This window comes from Burkholderia sp. LS-044 (genome assembly GCF_004803625.1).
GTDB classification, from domain to species: Bacteria; Pseudomonadota; Gammaproteobacteria; order Burkholderiales; family Burkholderiaceae; genus Burkholderia; species Burkholderia cepacia.
In genome coordinates, this window is sequence record NZ_SSWO01000001.1 from 838,695 (window position 1) to 859,694 (window position 21,000).

The 21,000-nt window shown below is 65.2% G+C and carries 21 protein-coding genes and 1 pseudogene; 10 read left to right on the top strand and 12 right to left on the bottom strand.

Features of this window, described 5'->3' with window-relative positions; translation table 11 throughout:
- Nucleotides 1-65 precede the first annotated feature (65 nt).
- Both E9536_RS03790 and E9536_RS41795 read left to right on the top strand, forming a co-directional pair.
- A complete protein-coding gene (locus E9536_RS03790) occupies nt 66-611 on the top strand; it encodes a hypothetical protein (RefSeq protein WP_168799494.1) in 546 nt (181 codons plus the stop codon).
- An 11-nt stretch (nt 612-622) separates the two neighbouring features.
- Nucleotides 623-1,210: a hypothetical protein gene (locus E9536_RS41795; RefSeq protein ID WP_226159458.1), complete on the top strand. Its 588-nt coding sequence runs from the start codon at nt 623-625 to the stop codon at nt 1,208-1,210.
- 20 nt (nt 1,211-1,230) lie between these two features.
- On the opposite strand, the gene E9536_RS03800 is transcribed toward E9536_RS41795, so the two are convergent.
- The 3 genes from E9536_RS03800 to E9536_RS03810 form a co-directional block, all read right to left on the bottom strand.
- Nucleotides 1,231-1,680: a DUF126 domain-containing protein gene (locus E9536_RS03800; protein WP_059684539.1), complete on the bottom strand. Its 450-nt coding sequence runs from the start codon at nt 1,678-1,680 to the stop codon at nt 1,231-1,233.
- Nucleotides 1,673-2,920: an aconitase X gene (locus E9536_RS03805; RefSeq protein WP_060373384.1), complete on the bottom strand. Its 1,248-nt coding sequence runs from the start codon at nt 2,918-2,920 to the stop codon at nt 1,673-1,675. Before E9536_RS03805 ends, E9536_RS03800 begins: the two co-directional genes overlap by 8 nt.
- Nucleotides 2,921-3,104: 184 nt before the next feature.
- The gene (locus tag E9536_RS03810; protein WP_027790974.1) at nt 3,105-3,533 is read right to left on the bottom strand and encodes a MarR family winged helix-turn-helix transcriptional regulator; all 429 of its coding nucleotides are present in this window, start codon (nt 3,531-3,533) and stop codon (nt 3,105-3,107) included.
- Nucleotides 3,534-3,624: 91 nt separating this feature from the next.
- On the opposite strand from E9536_RS03810, the gene E9536_RS03815 reads away from it, so the two are divergent.
- From E9536_RS03815 to E9536_RS03835, 5 genes are all read left to right on the top strand, one after another.
- Entirely contained in the window at nt 3,625-4,545 is a 921-nt protein-coding gene (locus E9536_RS03815) for a LysR family transcriptional regulator (protein WP_124918002.1), read from the top strand.
- Between the two features lie 81 nt (nt 4,546-4,626).
- Entirely contained in the window at nt 4,627-5,058 is a 432-nt protein-coding gene (locus tag E9536_RS03820) for a MarR family winged helix-turn-helix transcriptional regulator (RefSeq protein WP_059693879.1), read from the top strand.
- A 68-nt stretch (nt 5,059-5,126) separates the two neighbouring features.
- The gene (locus E9536_RS03825; protein WP_136469294.1) at nt 5,127-6,221 is read left to right on the top strand and encodes an HlyD family secretion protein; all 1,095 of its coding nucleotides are present in this window, start codon (nt 5,127-5,129) and stop codon (nt 6,219-6,221) included.
- A 13-nt stretch (nt 6,222-6,234) separates the two neighbouring features.
- The gene (locus E9536_RS03830; protein WP_027790970.1) at nt 6,235-7,809 is read left to right on the top strand and encodes a DHA2 family efflux MFS transporter permease subunit; all 1,575 of its coding nucleotides are present in this window, start codon (nt 6,235-6,237) and stop codon (nt 7,807-7,809) included.
- Between the two features lie 16 nt (nt 7,810-7,825).
- On the top strand, nt 7,826-9,262 hold the full coding sequence (locus E9536_RS03835; protein WP_136469295.1) for an efflux transporter outer membrane subunit: 1,437 nt from the start codon (nt 7,826-7,828) through the stop codon (nt 9,260-9,262).
- 261 nt (nt 9,263-9,523) lie between these two features.
- Here the strand turns inward: E9536_RS03835 and E9536_RS03840 are convergent, their stop codons facing one another.
- From E9536_RS03840 to E9536_RS03850, 3 genes are all read right to left on the bottom strand, one after another.
- Nucleotides 9,524-9,934, bottom strand: a complete 411-nt coding sequence (locus E9536_RS03840) for a TIGR02594 family protein (protein WP_136469413.1) — start codon at nt 9,932-9,934, stop codon at nt 9,524-9,526.
- Between the two features lie 321 nt (nt 9,935-10,255).
- Entirely contained in the window at nt 10,256-10,480 is a 225-nt protein-coding gene (locus E9536_RS03845; RefSeq protein ID WP_021157316.1) for a hypothetical protein, read from the bottom strand.
- Between the two features lie 280 nt (nt 10,481-10,760).
- The gene (locus E9536_RS03850; protein ID WP_027790965.1) at nt 10,761-10,964 is read right to left on the bottom strand and encodes a cold-shock protein; all 204 of its coding nucleotides are present in this window, start codon (nt 10,962-10,964) and stop codon (nt 10,761-10,763) included.
- Nucleotides 10,965-11,340: 376 nt separating this feature from the next.
- Between E9536_RS03850 and E9536_RS03855 the strand changes: the two genes are divergently transcribed.
- The 3 genes from E9536_RS03855 to E9536_RS03865 all read left to right on the top strand — a co-directional run bounded on the left by E9536_RS03855 (nt 11,341) and on the right by E9536_RS03865 (nt 14,947).
- Nucleotides 11,341-12,252, top strand: coding sequence for a LysR substrate-binding domain-containing protein (locus E9536_RS03855; protein ID WP_060194969.1), 912 nt, complete (start codon nt 11,341-11,343; stop codon nt 12,250-12,252).
- Between the two features lie 123 nt (nt 12,253-12,375).
- On the top strand, nt 12,376-13,692 hold the full coding sequence (locus E9536_RS03860; protein ID WP_059684561.1) for an MFS transporter: 1,317 nt from the start codon (nt 12,376-12,378) through the stop codon (nt 13,690-13,692).
- A 13-nt stretch (nt 13,693-13,705) separates the two neighbouring features.
- Nucleotides 13,706-14,947, top strand: a complete 1,242-nt coding sequence (locus E9536_RS03865; protein WP_060357516.1) for an amidohydrolase family protein — start codon at nt 13,706-13,708, stop codon at nt 14,945-14,947.
- A 102-nt stretch (nt 14,948-15,049) separates the two neighbouring features.
- On the opposite strand, the pseudogene E9536_RS03870 reads toward E9536_RS03865, so the two are convergent.
- From E9536_RS03870 to E9536_RS03895, 6 genes and pseudogenes are all read right to left on the bottom strand, one after another.
- A pseudogene (locus tag E9536_RS03870) lies at nt 15,050-15,236 on the bottom strand (IS256 family transposase); the annotation flags it as partial.
- A gap of 42 nt (nt 15,237-15,278) precedes the next feature.
- Complete coding sequence (locus E9536_RS03875) at nt 15,279-17,141, bottom strand: methyl-accepting chemotaxis protein (protein ID WP_136469296.1); 1,863 nt, start codon at nt 17,139-17,141, stop codon at nt 15,279-15,281.
- 158 nt (nt 17,142-17,299) lie between these two features.
- On the bottom strand, nt 17,300-17,968 hold the full coding sequence (locus E9536_RS03880) for an OmpA family protein (protein WP_059693872.1): 669 nt from the start codon (nt 17,966-17,968) through the stop codon (nt 17,300-17,302).
- A gap of 39 nt (nt 17,969-18,007) precedes the next feature.
- Nucleotides 18,008-18,772, bottom strand: a complete 765-nt coding sequence (locus tag E9536_RS03885) for a flagellar motor protein (RefSeq protein WP_059684574.1) — start codon at nt 18,770-18,772, stop codon at nt 18,008-18,010.
- A gap of 14 nt (nt 18,773-18,786) precedes the next feature.
- Nucleotides 18,787-20,031, bottom strand: coding sequence for a cyclic nucleotide-binding domain-containing protein (locus E9536_RS03890; protein ID WP_136469297.1), 1,245 nt, complete (start codon nt 20,029-20,031; stop codon nt 18,787-18,789).
- A gap of 237 nt (nt 20,032-20,268) precedes the next feature.
- Nucleotides 20,269-20,931 (bottom strand): glutathione S-transferase family protein, encoded by a 663-nt coding sequence (locus tag E9536_RS03895; RefSeq protein ID WP_059693869.1) that lies wholly within the window; start codon nt 20,929-20,931, stop codon nt 20,269-20,271.
- Nucleotides 20,932-21,000: the final 69 nt, after the last annotated feature.

A 21,000-nucleotide genomic window follows, 5' to 3' on the forward strand; every position in this document is an offset into this window, starting at 1 on the left:
CGCGATTTCATCGGTATGATCAATCCCACGCCCAAGCGGCGCCGACCGGCGCACTCTCCCGCCCCATGCCCAATCACACCACGCTGATCGAGTCGACGATCGACCGTATCGATACGAACCTCGTCCGGATCAAGGCCGACATCAGGAAGGCGCCGCTTTATCGCCTGACGATGCCGAACGCCTGCTACTTCATCGCCGCCGACGATATCGACGCAGAAGCGTTCAAGCAGATCGATCGATTGAAGCCCGGGATGGCCGTGCGCGCGTGCATCTTCGACGATCGCGGCCGTCACCGGATCGCGTGGCTCAGAAGCAGCGACCTGGCGATCGCGCCTTACGATGCGCTCGGACAAAAGAGCCGCAACCTGACGCTGCTCACATGGGCGTCGATCGTCTTCGTGCTGAGCCTGCTGATCGGTGGCGCCGTGTTCAGATCGGGCTGGGCGTTCGTCGGCGCCCTGGCCTTGCTCGCGAGCATCATCAGCCTGCTGGGCATCCTGCTCGCGATCGCGGGGCTGTCCGATCTGGTGTTCCGGCCTCAGCGTCGCGAGGCGCAGGAAAAGTGGCGGTACGAACCCGCCGGGTTCACGATGGAACGGAGCAACGGATGACCGGTCGCACCATGCAAATCGCATCCGGCCGCGTGACGTCCGTCAGCCAGAAGACGATCACTACGCAGGTCTGGAGCAACAATCTCGGCTGGACGACGCAAGGCATCGAGGAGATCGCGCTGCAGCTCGACACGTTCGACGCGCCGCTCACGCTCGTGACCAGCGCCACGCGCAGCCTGTTCCTCGTCGCGGGCGATCGGCTGGAGGTGGCGTACGCCGAAGGCCCGGATCGCCCGGCCATCTACGGCATCCACAACGCGACCGACGCCTCGGTGTATCTGGTTCGACCCGCGAAAGTCGCCGCGGCCCGCATCGATGTGTTCGCGACGCTATTCCTGCTGGTCGCCTCCGTCTTCATTCTCGGCATCATGTCCGCGGTGTCGCGCAGCCTCGCCGGGATGCTCGACACGTTCGCGTGGTTCGCCGGGGGTGCGATCGGGTTCTTCCTGCTGAGCACGATCCTGCGCACCGTGTTCGGCGTGATCGTGTGGCCCGAGATCCGGCGGCTCAGGCAGCCCGGCGGCAAGCGCGAGATGAACGCCGCAAGGCAGGCGCTGTCGCTCGCGAACGACGATACGCCGAACATCCGTTTTCTCTGACGCGATACGCACGCGACACGTCAGCAGCCGACGACGATCCGCGCCCCACCGTCACCCTCGCCCGCCTCGATCCGCACCTCGCCCGTCGCGGCGACGATCGCGTCGTACACATCATCGGTCACGCACACCACCGGCACCGCGATCGCATACAGCTCGGCCGCCACGATCGCGCCGATCGAGATGATCAGGTCGCGCTCCTTCAGCACGATCCCGACCGGCCCCGTGCCGTTGCGCACGGCTTCCGCGAGCACGCTGCTGCTCGAACTCGAGCCCTTTGCGTGCGGCATCACCATCACCTTGCCGGCGAGGCTCGCACCGGCCTGCGGATGCCCGCGATCGACGATCTTTCCCGCGCCCGAATCGTAGCCGCCCCAGAAACTGAGCGGCTTGTCGAGCACGAACGCGCGCGCGCATGCGCTGCCCGGCACGAGCGTGTCGCCCGTCAAGCCCTTGCCCGTCGCTTCAGTCATCGAATCGCACCTTTCCTTCGAACGCCGACCGCACGCATTCGCGCATGCTGCCGTACGCGACCGTCACGCCGATGTTCGCGGGCGCATACGACGCCCATTTCCCCGAATTGGTCATCACCAGCCCTGACAGTTGCTTCATCACCGGCGTGATGTACGTGCAGGTGTCGACGACGATCTGAATGCCGCGTGCGGCGAATTTTTCCGCGAGGCCGACTTCCTCCAGCTCCCACAAGATGAAGCGGCTCGTGTTCACGTAGAAATCGCAGGCCGGCTTGCCGTCGAACGCGTCGAGCAAGGTGCCAAGCGTGCGGAATTCGGCCAGCGAGAAATGCGGCGTGCCGAGCGCCACCGCGACGAGTGCGTCGCCGGCCGCGCCGTGGTTCAGCGTGCGGCGAATCTCGTCGAGGTCGGCCATCGCGACGTCGACCGTGCGTTGCGCCGCTTGCCCGTGCAACGCGGCGTCGAGCGTCGGCGCCTCGGGTGTGATGCCCACCGCATGGAACAGCGCGACGGCGCCGCTCGATGCGGCCGCCGCGCCCAGCGCCTTGAGTTCGTCTTCGGTGGTATCCGCCGGCAGCCCGACGATCGCGGGCACGATCGCGCCCGCGATCCTGCCGATCAGCAGACCGAGCGCGGCGAAATAAATGTCGCGCGACGGCAGGCGGTTGAAGTCCGGCGCGTTGAACACGATCCGCGCGGCGCGGTTCGCTTCGACGTGCAACCCCGCATACGGCGCGCGCCCGGTGATCGCGGCAGCCAGGTCGAGAAAATCGCCATACCGGCTCGTGCGCGCGCCGAGCACCGAGTTCGCGAACACGATCGCGTTCGATTCGGCCCACGCGATCTGCTCGCCTTTCGCGGGACGGTTCTTCAGTTGATACGGCGCGCACGTGAAGCTCGATTCGCAGCCGAGTTGCAGATGCGCGTCCATCAGGCGCTGCGCGTCGCGCTGGATCGTGCGGTCGCCGTGGTACAGCTCGGGATGGATCAGGTCGAGCGACCCGACGTTCAGCGTGGTCGGCACCGCGACCTTCGCGCCGGTGTCGACGAAATATTCGACGAAGTCGAGGCTCGTCTGGCCGTGGTACAGGCAGCCGTCGATATGCGCGGACGTGATGTCGATCAGGTGCGGCGCGGACATCACCTGCGCCGTGCGTGCGACGATCCGCATCGCGCGCGCGACGCCATCGCCGTAATCCCCGCGCAGCATGGCGCTGTCGCGGTCACTCAACTGCAGCATCGGTTGCTCCTCTGACGCGTGCCGGCGGCGCCGGCCCGTGAAATCCGTCAGGGGACTCTACAACTGGAAATAAAAACTGTCCAGATCCGCGCCGATCCGGACAGTTTAAAAACCAATTTCAGCCATATAGCGTCACCGAAGTGGGCAATGGCTCGAATTTCGCTCCAGTTTGCCGCCGGTTCGTCTACCGTTCCGCGGTCACGCTGAACAGCTCGTCGCGCAGCGCCTTCGCGCGGTCGCGTCCGAACTGCGTCTCGAACTCGTCCTGCGCGGCCTGCCACGCAACCAGCGCCCGCGCGAACGTGCGCTCGCCCGGCTTCGTGAGGCTCAACGCGTGCGCACGCGCATCGTGCTCGGACGCGGCCGTCGCGACGAAGCCGTCGCGCTGCAGCGGCTTCAGCGCGCGCAGCAGCGTCGTGCGGTCCATCACGAGGCTATCGGCGAGTTCGCTCATCAGCAGGCCGGGCCTGCGCGTCAGGTTCGACATGATCGAGAACTGGGCGGGCGTGACGCCAACCGGGGCCAGATGGCGTTCGTACAGTTGCGTGACGAAGCGCGCCGCCTGACGCAGCGCGAGACAGTTGCACGCCTGGGCAATCGAGGTGTCGTTCATGCCTCGCAATTTATATGTGCATATGCATAAAGTCAATGTACACTCCGCCGTAACCAGGCCGGCGGCCGGCCCTCGCGTCAAGGAGACGGACATGGACTACATCGACAAGCTGCGGATCTTCCGGTCGGTGGTGGAGCTGCGCAGCTTCACGCGCGCAGCCGACATGCTCGGCCTCGCCCGGCCTGTCGTGTCGCGCGCGGTCGCGGATCTCGAAGCGCGCTTCGGCAGCCGGCTGCTGCACCGGACCACGCGCCAGGTGTCGCTGACCGAAACCGCCGAGCGCATCTATGAGCGCTGCGCGGCCGTGCTGGACGAGCTCGACTCGCTCGAAGCGGAAGCGCAGGCGCCGACGCGCGAGCCCGAAGGCCTGTTGCGGCTCGTCGCGCACACGACGGCCGCGCTGAACCGGCTGGTGCCGCTGATCGCCGGCTTCAAGGCCGCGCACCCGAAGGTACGCCTCGACGTGACGCTGACCGAGCGCCCGGTCGATCTCGTCGGCGAAGGCTACGACATCGGCATCGTCGTGCCGTACATGCTGACGAGCGAAACGACCGTCGTGCGGCTGGTCGAACGCATTCCGGTCGTGATCGTCGCGACACCCGCGTACCTGCGCGCGCATTCGCATCCCCAAACGCCGGCCGATCTGGCCGACCATCCGTTCGTGCCGATGTCGCCGTCGCTGCGGCGGCCCGCCTTGTCGTTCCGCATCGACGGCGACACGCTGACCGTGCCGTTCCGCTTCGACATCTCATCGAACAGCCCCGTCTTCAACCGTGAAATGGTGATGCACGACTTCGGCATCGGCGTCGTGCCGAAAACGCTCGTCGGGGACGAACTCGCGTCGGGCGCGCTCGTGCAGCTGCTGCCGGACGCCGATCTCGTCGATGCCTTCGTCGAGATCAAGCTCGCGTACGCGAACCGCGCGCTGCTGCCCGCGAAGGTCAAGGCGTTCATCGACTACACGGCCGCTTACTGCGACCGCGAAGGCTGGATCGTTCCGGCTGCGGCCTGACGCCGATTGGTACAGCCGTGACAACAATCTGATCCCGCGCCTCCGCTCGCTTCACGCCGTATTGCCACCTAACATGTGCACATGCACAAGACCACGCTCACCGACGATGATTGCTTCGCGGTCCGGCAAGCCGCCCGGCGGATCTCGCAGTTCTACGAGCGTTACCTGTCGCGCGCGGGCGTCACGCCATCGCAATACAGCATTCTCGCGCTGCTGCGCGACCAGCCCGGCCTGACGATGGCGACCTTGTCGAGCGTGCTGGTGATCGAACGCACCGCGCTGCTGCGCGCGCTCAAGCCGCTCGTCGGCGCGGCGCTGGTGACGGGCCGGATCGAGCCGCCGTGCCGCGGCCAGACGTTCGCACTCACCGAGCACGGCGAAACCAAGGTCGCCGATGCGCACGTGCACTGGCTCGCCGCGCAGGAAGCATTCGAGCGGTGTTTCGGGTCGGCGCAGGCGGCCCGCCTCAGAGACGAATTGTTCCGGATCACGCACAACCTGCCGGAACGCTGATTGACGACTTCCCCGACGGACGGCACGCCGTCTTTCGTTTTGATACGTGCATATACATAGGTGAATCGATGGAAACGACCCAAGCCGCTGCCGCGTCACGCGAAGCAGCCACAACCGACCAACCCGCGAAGCAACAGCGCCGCGTGCCGTGGATGCGCATCGCGGTGGGTGCCGTCGTCGTCGTCGTGGCCGCCGCCGCGCTCGACTGGCTGTTCGTGCTGCGCTTCCAGGAAAGCACCGACGATGCCTATGTCGGCGGCGACGTGACGGTGCTCGCGCCGAAGGTCAACGGCTTCGTCGACAAGATCCTCGTGACCGACAACCAGCGCGTGAAGGCCGGCGACGTGCTCGTGCAGCTCGATGCACGCGACTACGACGCGAAGCTCGCGCAGGCCAGCGCCGAAGTCGACAGCGCGCGCTCCGCCGTGACCGAACTCGAGGCGAAGCAGCAACTGCAATATGCGGTGATCGGACAGCACGCAGCGGACAAGAACGCTTCGTCGGCCGAGCTGACGCGCGCCGCATCGGATCGTGTGCGCTATCGCGAGCTCGTGAAATCCGACGCGGTGTCGAACCAGATCGTCGAACGCGCGGACGCCGATTACTCGAAGGCCGGCGCCGCCGTCGAACGCAGCGACGCCGCGCTGCTCGCGTCGAAGCGGCAACTCGACGTGCTCGGCGCGCAGCTCGCCGACGCGCGGGCGCGCGTGAACACCGCGCTCGCCGCGCAGCGCGTCGCCGCGCTCAACGTCGAATACACGACGATCCGCTCGCCGGCCGACGGTTACGTCGGCAATCGCACGGGCCGCGTCGGGATGCTCGCGAACGTCGGCGTGCCGCTGCTGACGATCGTGCCGGCTTCCGGACTGTGGATCGACGCGAACTTCAAGGAAGACCAGCTTCGCAAGATGCACGCGGGCGATCGCGTCGACGTGTCGCTCGATGCGTCGAGCACGCGCCTGCACGGCCGCGTCGACAGCCTCGCGCCCGCGACCGGCGCGACCTTCAGCGTGCTGCCGCCCGAGAACGCGACCGGCAACTTCACGAAGATCGTCCAGCGCGTGCCCGTGCGCGTGCATCTCGATCCGCAGCCGGGCCTCGAGCACGTGCTGCGCCCCGGCCTGTCCGCGGTCGTCACCGTGCATACCGGCCGCGCGAGCTGAACGGGAGACGACGATGACCACCGCGTTTTCCGGCGACCCGGCGTCGCAACCGACGAAGCAGCGCGTCTTCGCCTTCGCGCTGATGTGCGTCGGCTTCTTCATGGCGACGCTCGACATCCAGATCGTCGCGTCGTCGCTGCGCGACATCGGCGGCGGCCTGTCCGCCAGCCAGGACGAACTGTCGTGGGTGCAGACGGCCTACCTGATCGCCGAGATCATCGTGATCCCGATGTCGGGCTGGCTGTCGAAGGTGATGTCGACGCGCTGGCTGTTCGTCGCGTCGGCCGTCGGCTTCACGATCACGAGCATGCTGTGCGGGCTCGCGTGGGACATCAACTCGATGATCCTGTTTCGCGGGCTGCAGGGCGCGCTCGGCGCCGCGATGATCCCGACCGTGTTCACCACCGCGTTCGTGCTGTTCCCGGGCCGGCAGCGGCTGATCGCGTCGACGACCATCGGCGCGCTCGCGTCGCTCGCCCCGGCCATCGGCCCCGTGATCGGCGGCTGGATCACCGATCAATGGTCGTGGCACTGGCTGTTCTACCTGAACCTCGTACCGGGCATCGCGGTGGCCGCACTCGTGCCGCGCTACGTGCATATCGACGAACCCGACCTGAGCCTCATCAAGCGCGGCGACTACCTCGGCATCGTGCTGATGTCGGGTTTCCTCGGCTGCCTCGAATACGTGCTGGAGGAAGGCCCGCGCAAGAACTGGTTCGGCGACGATGCGATCGTGATCTGCGCGTGGATCTCCGGCATCTGCGGCTTCCTGTTCCTCGTGCATGCGCTGACCGCGAAAGATCCGATCGTCGACCTGCGCGCGCTCGCCGTGCGCAACTTCGGGATCGGCAGCCTGCTGTCGTTCGTGACCGGCATCGGGATCTTCGTGACCGTGTTCCTGACGCCGCTGTTTCTCGCGCAGGTGCGCGCGTTCAGCTCGCTGCAGATCGGCATCGCGCTGCTGTCGGTCGGTGCATTCCAGTTGGTCGCGCTCTGCGCGTATGCGTTCGCCGCGCGCTTCTTCAGCCTGCGTGCGCTGCTCGTGTTCGGGCTGATCTGTTTCGGCCTCGGCTGCTACCTGTACACGCCGATCACGCACGACTGGGGCTGGCGCGAATTGCTGCTGCCGCAGGCACTGCGCGGCATCGGCCAGCAGTTCAGCGTGCCCCCGATCGTCACGATGGCGCTCGGCTCGCTGCCGCAGTCGCGGCTGAAATCGGCGAGCGGCCTGTTCAACCTGATGCGCAATCTCGGCGGGGCGATCGGCATCGCGGTGAGCGCGACGATGCTCAACGACCGGCTGAATTTTCACTACCTGCGGCTGAACGAGCACGTGAGCGCCGGCGAGCCGCAAATCGCGTCGCTGCTCGATCGACAGGCCGCGTACTGGGGCTCCGTCGCAGGCAATACGCTGAATACCGCGCAGGCCGGGCTCGCGAACCTGCATCGGCTGATTTATCGCGAGGCGCTGACGCTCACTTATGCGGATGCGTATTACGTGCTGTCGCTGTGTTTCGTCGTCGCGCTGTTTGCCGTTGTGTTTTCCAAACCCATTACGTTGAACGCGCCGCCGCCGGACGCGCACTGAGGCCAGGGTCATCATCATGAAAAAGCTACTCGTCGCGCTGGCTGTCAGCGCATTTGCCGCCGGGTGCGCGGTGCAGCCCGCGCAGCATCCGGCGCTGTCCGAATCCGTCCAGACGCTCGCACCCGCCGCATGGGATACCGACGTGCCGCGTGCGGACATCGACGCCGCCGCCTGGTGGGCACAATTCCACGATCCCGTGCTCGACCGGCTGATCGCGGTTGTGCTCGACGGCAACCTCGATCTGCAGGCCGCCGCCGAACGCGTGAAGCAGGCGCAGGCGCTGACCGTGCAGAAGCGCGCGGTGCTGCTGCCCGAACTCGACGCGACCGCGCATGCGGCCGACGCACGCCAGAACACGCCACCGCCGCTCGGCTATGTGCGGCAGGCCGGCGCGGGGCTCGCACTGAGCTGGTCGCCCGACGTGTTCGGCGGTGAACGGCTCGACCTGCTCGCCGCGCAGGCGGAACTCGTCGGCCAGAAGCATGCGGAAGATGCGATGCGGCTCGCGCTCGCAGCGGATGCGGCGTCCGCGTATGTCGATCTGCGTTGGGCACAGCAGGAACTGAAGATCCTTCAGGACAACGCGAAGATCCGGCAGCATGCGCTCGAACTCACGCGCAAGCGACAGGCGTTCGGGCTGTCGACGGAACTCGACGTCACGCGTGCGCAGAACCAGCTCGACGCGCTCGAAGCGCGGATTCCGCCGACGCAGGCGCAGATCTCGCATCAGCTCAATCTCATTGCCGTGTATTCGGGGCGCACGCCGGAATCGGTCGATCGGCTCGTGCTCGCGCAGGCCGGCGACATTCCCGCGCCACCGGTTGGCGCACCCGGTACGTTGCCTTCGCAGGCGTTGCTGCGGCGGCCCGATGTGCTGACTGCGTATGCGCAGGTCGAGCGGCGGGCGGCGCAAGTCGGCGTGGCGAAGGCCGAGCGGTATCCGAAGTTTTCGTTGAACCTGACGGACGGGATTCTCGCGGCTTCCTATCTCGGGTTGCCGACGTTGACCGACAACCTGTTCAGCGCGGCGCTAAGTGCGACGAGCCCGATCTTCAATGCGGGGCGGATTACGGCCGATATCTCGCAGAGCGAAAGCCGGATGCGCGAGTCGGAACTCGGGTTACGGCAGACGATGCTGCAGGCGTTGCGGGAAGTCGAGGATGCACGCGCGAATCTCGTCAGCGCCGATGAGGCGACGCGGCGGCTCGATAGTGCGCTCGCTGCGTCGGACAAGGCGCTCGGGCTGGCGAATCAGCTCTACAAGGGTGGCGCGACGGATTTTCTGGATGTGCTGTCGGCGCAGGAGGTGTATCTGCGGGATTCGGATTCGCTCAACCAGGTCAGGCGCGAGCATGCGCTGGCGGCGGTCGCGCTTTATCGGTCGCTTGGGGGCGGGTGGAGCAGGAACGACGCGACGGGTGGGCCGACGGTGGAGGCGGTGGCGAAGAACTGAACGTGATCACGATACGACGCCGGCCTCAACACTTGCCGGCTTACTCTAGCACGCCGATTCTGGTTGCATGCGGGACGATCTGAAACGCGGCGTGCCGGCAGCCGCATACTTTCCCTCGTGCCGCCGCCGCGGGCCTTGCAACCGCGTATTACAGGGGCGGGCGCGTCGGCAGGCTCCGCGTGGATCGATACGGCGTGTGCGACAAATTAGCCGCCGCTGGAAAGGCGATGTTCGAAGTTTTGTCTGCGCTGCAGCGGTTGGTCAGACGGCCTCGGGCCAGCGGTAGCCGATCACTTCGTTCAACGGGTACGCGAGTTCGCGCACCTCTTCCAGTTGATTGCCGCCGAACAGATGTACGTGCTCGTCGTCGTGACGCAGGTAGAAACCGACATGCCCTTTCCAGCTCGCGGGATCGTCGCGCGTCAGGATCGCGATGCAGCCGTACACAGGGCGCTCCAGCGGCCGGCCCCATTCGAGCCACGAACGCGCGAGCGCGGAGCCCGTCCCGCGAATGCCGGCGTGCGTCATGCACCAGTTGACGAACGACGAGCACCAGGAAATCTTGTCGTCGTAGCCGACCAGGTTCGTCTGGTTGTTGTATTCGACGATGCGCGGATTGATGCTGCCGGGCGGATGGCGGCGGATGCCGAGTTCCGCCATCGCGACGGGCATCCAGGGCGGGTGGGCGGTGTCCGGTTTGCTCTCAGGGTTGAATGCGGTCACGTCGTTCTCGAGCGAGTGTGATGTGCGGTCAATCTTCGCACGAATGATGCGAGGCGACGAGCACCTGTACGCGTGGCCTCGCGTTGTACGAGCGCGTTCAAGTGCCTGACGACCATGCTCGGCGACAGGCCAGCTTCGGAACCGGGAGAGCGTGGTGCGCCGATCGAATCGAAGCGTAACGAATCGATCGCGCGCGAGGGTTGGACGCGCGTTGTCGTGCGCGCCCGGGTGACTCATCTGCGTTGGGTGTCGGGTACCGCGGCGCTACCTTTAACCGCGTGTGTCGATCCAGCGACGTGCCCAGCGAGCCGAGTGCCGCAGTGCCTGCGCTTCGCTCGCGAAGTAGTCGAGCGAATAGAACTGGTAGCGGCCTTCCGCGGGTGTGCTGTCGGTACGTTCGAGCACCAGGTTGGATGAAAAACTACCGTCGGGCAAACGATGCGCCGAGGGTTGGACGGCATAGCCGTTGTATTGTTGAATTCGTTTGTTTTGCATTTTTAATTTTAATCATGTTCGAGTGCGCGCATGCCGTGCGCAATATGCACGGACGCGCCGATTCAAAGCTATTGCAAGCTGAATCTGAAGCTTTCGGAAAGCGAAAGTGAGGCGTTGCTGCCGGAGGGGGGAATGAAGTGCAACGAGGCGTGTGGCGCTTGGCGAGCTGCTGAATGAACAGATGCAGCTAAGAGCAATCGCGCCAACTTCAGGAGACGAAGCTCCGTGGGGGTGTCGCTGCGACCCGGCGTCCGTCGTGGGAGGCCGGGCCCTTCAAACTTTACAGCGGCGTGATGTTGGCCGCTTGCAGACCCTTCGGGCCCTGCTTCGTTTCGAAGCTCACTTTCTGATTTTCAGCCAGCGTCTTGAAGCCGTCGGCACGAATTTCGGAGAAGTGGGCGAACAGGTCGTCACCGCCGTTATCCGGCGTGATGAAGCCAAAACCCTTGCTGTCGTTGAACCACTTGACGATACCGGTATCCATGAAGATTCCTTGAGAAAAAAATAGAGAGATTTGCGCCGTTGAAGAGCGCGTGAAGCGTCAAGGAGGGAGAGGACAACGAATACCGCTGTGGAAAGCGAGCAATTGATGAACAGCAATCGGACTTCTTGGACTTCGATCCGTACACTAACCGCCGGGCTGGCGCGCGTCAACTGCTAACTTGTAACTGTTTTACCTCGCGATCCGCTTTTCGGGCGAATCGATGTGGCCCCAACCGGCTGCGCGCGTTACCCGGCCGGGCGCGCGTTGCGCACAATCTCCGGACGAATACGCTGATCGGCAACGCCCTTCTCTCCTTGTGATTTCCGTTCGCTCAGTCCGTATCATGTCGGTAGCCCCTTCCGACTACCCGTCTGCCATGCGCATCACGCCTCTTCCGCCTCTACAGTGCCTGGTCGCGTTCGAAGCCGCCGTGCGACATGCGAGCTTCACGAAAGCCGCCGCCGAACTGCACCTGACCCAAAGCGCGATCAGCCGTCAGATTCAACAACTGGAAGAATTCCTCGGCCGCTCGCTGTTCGTCCGCGAGCATCGCTCGCTGCGGCTGACGATCGCCGGCGAGCAATACGCGGCGCAGGTCCACCATCTGCTCACCCAATGCGCGGAAGCCACGCACGACGTGATGAAACCGTACGGCGATCTCGAGCTGACGATCGCGTGCTCGTCCGGCGTTGCGGTGCTTTGGCTGACGCCGCGGCTGCCAGACTTTCGCGCCGCGTATCCGAACGTCAAGCTGCGCCTGATCGTGCGCGACGGCCTTGCGTCGATGTCGCCGGCGGAATTCGACGTCGGCGTCTACTACGTGCGCCAGCAGGCACCGGCCGAATACACCGCGCGCAAGCTCTTCGACGAGGAAGTGTTTCCCGTCTGCGCGCCGGGTTATCTGGCCGGCCGCACGCTGAACGCGGCCGACCTCGCGAACGAAACGCTGCTGCGCCTCGAAGACGGGCAGCGTCAATGGATGTCGTGGTCCGAATGGTTCGACATGAACGACGTCGACCGGCAAAAGGCGCAGCCGCAGGACATCACAATCAATTCGTATCCACAGATCGTGCAGATGACGATACTCAGCCAGGGCGTGTCGCTCGGCTGGCGCTACATGATCGACGCATGCATCGAAGCCGGGCTGCTCGTGCGCGTGACGGACGCGTCCGCAAGCCACGGCGGCGGCTATTACGTGATCTCGCCCAACGACCGCGCGCAGAACCACGCCGCCCGCCTGTTCACGCGTTGGCTGTTCGAACAGGCGGAGAAGCAGACCGCGCCCTGAGCGCGATGCATGCGTACAGCGCATGCGTGCATGCGAATCTTTCGTTTCAGAAAAAAACCCGGCTGTCCTTAGCATGAGATTCATGCGGGGCAGCCGTCCCGGCTTCTGACAAAGGAAGAGACCATGCAAGGAACGCTTTCCCCGCGCGCCGCGCCTGCCGTTGATGCGGCCGTGCAGCAACGCCGCCGCGCCATCGTCGCGACCGTGATCGGCAACGGCCTCGAATGGTTCGACTTCACCGTCTACAGCTTCTTCGCGGTGATCATCGCGAAGCTGTTCTTCCCGACCGGCAACGAACTGACGTCCGTGCTGCTGACCGTCGCGACGTTCGGCGTCGGCTTCTTCATGCGGCCGGTGGGCGGAATCGTGCTCGGCGTGTATGCGGACAAGGTCGGACGCAAGGCCGCGCTGTCGCTCACGATCCTGCTGATGGCGGCCGGCACCGCGCTCATCGGGATCGCGCCGACCTACGAACAGGCCGGCATCGCCGCGCCGATCCTGATCGTCGTCGCGCGGCTGCTGCAAGGTTTCTCGGCCGGCGGCGAGATGGGCGGTGCCACCGCGTTCCTCACCGAATACGCGCCGCCGGAGAAGCGCGCGTATTACTCCAGTTGGATCCAGTCGAGCATCGGCTTCGCGGTGCTGCTCGGCGCGGCGACCGGCACGTTCGTTACCACGTCGCTTGATACGCAGGCGCTGCACAGCTGGGGCTGGCGGCTGCCGTTCCTGCTCGGGATCATCGTCGGGCCGGTCGGTTACTTCATCCGCAGTCATATCGACGAGACGCCCGCGTTCAGCGCCGTCGAATCGCAGGCGAAGGAAAGCTCGCCGCTGAAGGAGGTGCTGTCGACCTACCCGCGCGAAACCTTCGCGAGTTTTTCGATGGTCATTCTGTGGACGGTCTGTACCTACGTGCTGCTGTTCTACATGCCGACGTATTCCGTGCGCACGCTGCATCTGCCGCAATCGACCGGCTTCGCGGCCGGCATGGTCGGCGGACTGATGATCATGTGCTGCTCGCCGATCGTCGGTCGGCTCGCCGACGTGTGGGGACGGCGCGTGTTCCTGTCCGGCTCAGCGCTCGCGATCCTCGTGCTGGCGTGGCCGATGTTCGCGTGGATCAACCATGCGCCCGGGTTCACGTCGCTGATCGTGTTCCAGGCCGTGTTCGGCGTACTGATTGCGACTTATACCGGGCCGATCCTCGCTGCGTTCGCGGAGCTGTTCCCGACCAAGGTGCTGTCGACCGGGCTTTCCGTCGCGTACAACTTCGCGGTGACGATCTTCGGCGGGTTCGCGCCGTTCCTGATCACATGGCTGATCGCCCGCACCGGCAGCAACATGGCGCCCGCGTTCTACGTGATGCTCGCGGCGGCCGTCAGTTTCGTCGGCACGCGCTTCGTGAAGGATGCGAAGCGTGCGGCCTCAACGACTCGATAAGGACATTTCTCCCATGACCATTACCGTGCTTCAAGGCGGCAACGTGCTCGACCTCGAACGAGGCGTGTTGCTCGAACATCATCATGTCGTGATCGAAGGCGAGCGGATCGTCGAAGTCACCGATCGGCCGGTGGATTTTCCGAATGCGCAGGTGATCGACGTGCGCGGCAAGACCGTGATGCCGGGGTTCATCGATTGCCATGTGCATGTGCTGGCTTCGAACGCAAACCTTGGCGCGAATGCGACGCAGCCGAATATTCTCGCGGCGATCCGGTCGCTGCCGATTCTCGATGCGATGTTGTCGCGTGGGTTTACCAGCGTTCGGGATGCGGGGGGCGCGGATTGGAGTTTGATGCAGGCGGTCGAGACGGGACTGATTCCGGGGCCGCGGATTTTTCCGTCGGGGAAGGCGTTGTCGCAGACCGGCGGGCATGGGGATTTTCGTCCTCGGGGAGATTTGCTGGAGCCCTGCTCTTGCTGTTTCAGGACGGGGGCGATTGCGCGGGTTGTCGATGGGGTCGAAGGGGTACGGCTCGCCGTGCGTGAGGAGATTCAGAAAGGCGCGACGCAGATCAAGATCATGGCGTCAGGTGGCGTGGCCTCCCCGACCGATCCGATCGCGAACACGCAGTATTCGGAGGATGAGATTCGAGCCATCGTCGATGAGGCTGAGGCTGCGAATACCTACGTGATGGCGCACGCATATACGGGGCGGGCGATTGCGCGGGCGGTGCGATGCGGTGTGCGGACGATCGAGCATGGGAATCTCGTGGATGAAGCGGCCGCGAAGATCATGCATGAGCATGGGGCGTTTGTGGTGCCTACGCTCGTGACTTATGACGCGCTGGCCAAGCATGGCGCGGAGTTCGGGATGCCCGCCGACTCCGTCGCGAAGGTGGCTTCCGTGCAGCAGAAAGGACGCGAGTCGCTGGAGATCTATGCGAAGGCCGGCGTGAAGATGGGGTTCGGGTCGGATCTGCTCGGCGAGATGCACGCGTTTCAGTCCGGTGAGTTCCGGATTCGGGCGGAGGTGCTCGGGAATCTGGAAGCGCTCAGGTCAGCGACTACGGTGGCGGCGGAGATTGTGAATATGCGCGGGCTGCTCGGGGTGGTTGCGGCGGGAGCGATTGCCGACCTTGTCGTGCTGGATGGCAATCCGCTTGAGGATATCGGGGTCGTGGCCGATGAAAGAGCACGGGTCGAGTATGTATTGCAGCGGGGAACGATCGTAAAGCGGCGTGACAGCGGGCGTTGATGTGGCGCCGTGCGGCTATTTCGGCAAGCGCAGTGCAGCCTCGCGGGCCGTGCGACCGTGACAGTTCTTGAAGGTGGCAGTGGGTGTGAGGCGCGGCGTTCGCGGCTTGGCTTCGCCCTTCTCGTAGCCCAAGTGGTGGATCGGTTCACCGCCCAGCGCGCTCGAAGATCGCCTTCTTGAGCGCCGCGAGCTGCTCGTTGATCGTCGCCCGATCCAGCGTTCCGGGCACCAGTTGCTTGATCAGTTCCGAGTCCAGGTTCAAGCCTTTGCCCGGCTCAACCCACGGCAGCCGTCCCTCAGAAACGCTCCATTCTAAATCGCGAATCAGCCTTTATTCATCCACCTTGAAAGCCGACACGAGCCTCGTCAGTTCCGCCGCCTGCTGTTTCAAGCTCGCCGCCGCCGCTGCGCTTTCCTCGACCAAAGCCGCATTCTGCTGCGTCATCTGATCCAAAGACTGCACCGCATCGCCGATCTGATCGATCCCGGCGCTCTGCTCCAGGCTGGCTTCGGCGATCTCGCTCATCATCGCGCTCACGCCCTGCACCTGCGACACGACATCGCTCATCACCTTCCCCGCCTCGCTGACCAGCCGCGATCCGGTATTCACCGTGCCCGCGCTATGCTCGATCAGCGCCTTGATCTCCTTGGCCGCCTGCGCGCTGCGCTGCGCCAGATTCCGCACTTCCGAAGCCACCACCGCAAACCCGCGCCCCTGCTCCCCGGCCCGCGCCGCCTCGACGGCCGCATTCAGCGCGAGAATGTTCGTCTGGAACGAAATGCTGTCGATCATCACGATGATCTCGGAGATCCGCTGCGACGCGTCGCTGATCTGCTCCATCGTCGTCACGACCTCCCCCACCACCCGGCCGCCGCGCGCCGCCGTATCCGACGCGCCGTTGATCATCTTCGCGGCCGTCGTGGCCGTCTCGGTGTTGTTGCGCACCACGGCCGTGATCTCTTCCATCGACGAAGCCGTCCGCTCCAGGTTGCTCGACTGCCCTTCGGTACGTTCGCTCAGGTCAGCATTCCCCGACGCAATCTGCGCCGAACCCGTGGCAATCGACGCGGACGCCGCGCGAATGCTGTGCACCAGCGTCGACAGCGACGACACGAACCGGTTGAACGCGTCCGACAACTGCCCGATTTCGTCCTGGCTCTCGACCGTCATCCGGCGCGTGAGGTCGCCCTGGCCGCTGGCGATCTCCGACAGCAGCGTCGCCGCGCGGCGGATCGGCGCGGCAATCGCGCGGCCCACCAGCCAGATCACGAGCAGCGCGACCGCGAGGCCCACCACCGCCGCGACCAGCGCCGCGCTGCGGATCGCGCGCGTCACCGGCCCGAGCAGTTCGGCCTGCGGCACCTCGACGACGACATACGCGTTCAGCTCCGGAATGAACGACGTCGCGATGAAGCGCGCGCCGCCGTCGCCGTCGTAGCTCAGGTACGCATACGGCTTGCCGGCCAGCAGCGTCGACGACGCATCGCCGGGCAACCCCTGCTGGTCCTTCATGAAATGCTTGCCGTCGATCAGCGACGAATCGCGATGCATCATGATCGCGCCGTCGGGACGCACGAGATACGCGAACCCGGTCTCGCCGATCCGGTAGGCGGCGATCCCCTTCGCGAGCGCGTCGACGGACAGGCTCATGCTGGCCGCGCCGATCGGCACGCCGTCGAGCTCGACGCGGCTGTTGATGAACATCATGTAGCCGCCGACGGTCACCTCGCGGTCCATGTTCACGTCGAACGCCTTGCCGGACGACAGGAAGCCGGTCAGCCACTGATCCTTGTCGGTCACCTTCCGTTGCAGGCCGGATTCGTTGTAGTAGTTGCCGCTCTTCACGGACACCCACTGCACCGACGCGGCCTTCTGCTCGTCCTTCACGTTCTTCGCGAGCTGGATCCAGTTGCGCGTGCCGGCGTCGGGTTCGCCGTCGGCTTCCCATTGCAGCAGGAACGCGTCGCGCGCGAGAATCCGCGACGCGGCGATCGGCCCGGCCATCTGCCGCTGCACGTCGGCGCGGATGCCGTTCACGGCCGTCGGCAGCTCCTCGCGGACGACGCGATCGCGCACCGCGTTGCCGATCAGACGGATGCTGAGTCCGCTCGAGATCGCGACGAACACGAGCAGGCAACTCGTCATGCTGAGAATCAGCTTGTTCTGAATGGAAAGCTTGCGCCAGAAGTGCATGGGGAACCCTCGGTAACCGCTCGGTCTGAGCCAGTTTGGGTTATCGGCACGCACGCGCGGAACCGCATCGCGGATTTCAGATGTTCATCATGCGAGATTCGTTATGTTGTTGCCAGGCGGGCATAGCCGGCCGCCTGTCGACGCGCGATCAGCGCAAATCAGTATGCGACGAAGATCGTGACACGCCGATTCCGCGCCCGCGAAGCCGCATCGTCGCCCGCGACGAGCGGCTGCGTATCGGCCCGCCCGATCGCCGCCAGGCGATGCGGCGCCACGCCGCGCTCGGTCAGGTAGCGCACGACGCTCCCCGCACGCGCCGACGACAGCTCCCAGTTCGATTCGTATTTCGCGTTTGCGATCGGCAGGCTGTCGGTATGCCCTTCGACGAGGATGTCTCCGGTCGCGTGCTCGCTCAGCGCCTGCGCAATCTGGTTCAGCACCGGCGACGAATCAGGCAGCAAGCGCGCATCGCCGACGTTGAACAGGATCTTCGCGTCGATGCCGATCTCGACACCATGCGGCGCCTTCACGAGCGAAATCCGGCCGTTCGACTTCAACGAATCGAGCAACGCGAGCCACGGCGGCGCACGATCGGGCGTAGCCGCATCGGCCGCACTCGCGGCACCACCAGCCTGCCGCGCAAGCGTCTGGTACCGCGCGTCGAGCGCGTTGTATTTCGCGAGCTGGAGCACGTACAACGCGAGGAACAGCACCATCAGCGTCGTGATGAGATCCGCGTACGAAATCAGCCAGCGGCCGGACTGCGCGCCTTCGACTTCGTGGTCGTCGCGATCGGCGGCGGAGGCACCGTCAGTTCGAGCAGTCATGCGATTGGAAATCCCGGTTGGTCGTCCGACACACGCTCGTCACGCAAGCGATTCCGCCGCGCGCCCGCGCACGTCGCCGGTCAGGCGCGTTTCGATCGTATGCGGCGATTCCTTGCGCGATATCGCCAGGAAACCGTCGAGATACAGCTTGCGAAACCGCAGCTCGCTGTCGATCTGCGCACGCAGCTTGCCGTAAAGCGGCAGGAACACGAGGTTCGCGAACGCCAGCCCGTACAGCGTCGCGATGAACGCGACCGCGATGCCCGGCCCGAGCTGCGCCGGTTCGAGCATGTGGCTCGTCACCTGCACGAGCCCGAGCACCGACCCGAGAATGCCGAACGTCGGCGCATATCCGCCCGCCTGCTGCCACACGCGCGCGGCCGCCAGGCGGCTGCGTTCGTAGGCATCGAGTTCGCGCTGCAACGCGTCCTCGAGCACGGCGGTCGACACGCCGTTCGCCAGCAGTTCGAGCCCGCGGCGCGCGAACGGATGGATGCCGCTCACGTCCATCGATTCGAACGCGAGCAGCCCGTCGAGCTTCGCGCGGTCGCCCCATTCGAGCAGGTCGGACAGGTTCTTGCGATCGACCTCGCGCGCCCGCACGAACGCGAGCCGCAACTGTTTCACCGCGTCGAAGAAGCGTGCCCAGGTGTTCTGGATCATCACCGCGCCGAGCGTGCCGCCGAGCACGATGACGAGCGCCTCGAACTGGAACAGCATCGGGAAATGCCCGCCTTCGAGCGCGAAGCCGAACACGATCGCCGCGCCGCCCAGCACCACACCCGCCAGGGTCAACAGATCCATGCGCGCCCCCTTGGTCATGCATCCGATGCCGATGCGACGGGCGCGGTGCCCGCCGCCAGCGCCTTCGCCGCGCGCACGGCATCCAGCACGCGCCGCTCGATGTCCTCGATCTCGACCGGATCGAGCTTGAGCTCGCGACGCATCACCCACGACACCTCGTTGCGCCGTGCCTCGGTCATCACGGAGAACAGCTTGTCGGCCACCGCGCGATCGTCGAGATTCGCGATCAGCTTCGCGAGATCGTAGGTGTCGAACGCGCTGATGACGTCGAACAGCGTGCGCTGGTCGATCCACACGAGATCCTCCAGCGCGCGCACGTCGCCGCCGCGACGCGCGTTGCGCCGCGAGAAGTACGCGACGCCCTTCTGCTCGACGTAACTGAGCACCTTCGATTTGCGGAACGCGAACACCTCGTCGGCAATCTCGCCGTTCGACAGCTTGTTGAGCAGCATCGTCTTCTCGACGCCGATCAGCGATTCGAGATCGGCGAGCTCGATGAGCTCGAGTTCGCTGTTGATCGACAGGTCGAGATCATGATCGGCCACCTGTTGCGCGCGATCGATCACGCGCGCGGCGTCGAACGTGACGACCTGGCGCGCATCCGACGACGCCGCGTAATCGGCCGCCCCGCCGGCGTGGTCCGCCTGCGCTGCTTCGATCGTGACGAGATTGAGCTTCTCCATGCGTCGCAGCATCGCGAGCACGTGCGGCCGCGAGTGGCCGGCGATCGCGCGGCATTTGCGGATCACTTCGGCGAGCGGCACCGACGTTTCGGCCGCATGCGCCTGCATCGGCCGGCGCGTCCACGCGTCGCCGGTTTCGCGCGCATCGGCGCCCGCCATCAGCGCCAGCACATGCGCATACGACAGCACGCCCGGCATGAAGTCGGCATGCGTATAGGTCGCGAGCTGGTCGTCCTTGCGCTTCACGCGGCGGATCATCGTGCGCACGATATGACGCAGCAGCGCCGACACACGCTCGATTTCCTCGTCGAGCATGCCGGCCGGCACGACCGTCAGCTGACAGAATGAAAGCGCCTTCGCGGTATGGGCACGCGGCTCGGCCGCGAGCAACGCCGATTCACCGAAGAACTCGCCCCGACCGAGCGTCGCGACGACGACACGCTTGTCGTCGCATCGCGTGGACAGTTCGACCTTGCCGTCGGTGATCAGAAAGATGACGGGCTCGCCCGCAAAACCCTCGGAATAAATGATTTCCCCGGGCGCCGCCGTACGCGTCCACGATTGCTGACGATTCAAGTCGATTCCCCTGCTGCGCTGATTGTTGCGGACTGCGCGTCGCACGTCGGAAGCATGCGATCGCGAGTCGTCCCCGTGACTCGTTTACGTCATCGCGCTCAACATCCTTTAGGGCATTCGTCCTCGCGTCGAACCGAAATCAAGGTAAAACGTTTGCGCGTTACGCCGCCGGATCGAAACGTCCGTTTCGATGCCGGTGCGTGTAGTGCAATTGAAAGCGACGTGCGATCCCGCGCGTCAGAACTCCATGTCGAGTTCGTCGATGTCTTCGTGCTCCGCCTTCGCCGCATCGATCCACTCCGTCACGAACGGATGCGCGAGCACCTGCATGCAGTACTCGGCGATATCGGGCTCCAGCTTCACGTCGTAGGTCAGGAAGCGCGTGACGACCGGCGCATACATCGCGTCGGCGATCCCGATCTCCGCGCCGAACAGCCAGGGGCCGCCGTACGCGGCCAGGCACTCGCGCCAGATCGTCACGATCCGCTCGATGTCGTGCTGCGCGCGCGACCAGATCCGGAAGCCGGGGAAATGCGCGCGCAGGTTCATCGGCAACGCGGACCGCAATGCGCTGAAACCGGAATGCATCTCGCCGCAGATCGACCGGCAATGCGCGCGCGCTCGCCGGTCTTCGGGCAGCAGCCGCGCCTGCGGCCGAATCTCGTTCAGGTATTCGGCGATCGCGAGCGTGTCCCACACCGTGTTGCCGTCGTGCGTCAGGCACGGCACGAGAATCGACGGCGACAGCAGCAGCAACTCCGCGCGCGACGCGGCATCGATCGGCACGCTGACCGTCTCGAACACGAGCCCGCTCAGCTTCGCGAGCAGCCAGCCGCGCATCGACCACGACGAGTAATTGCGGCTGCTGATGGTCAGCGTCGTCTGTCCGGTGACTTCCATGTCGCTCCCCTGTCCAAAACCGTTCGTGCCCCTGCACCGAAAACGGACGCCACGCGGCTCACCCGCACC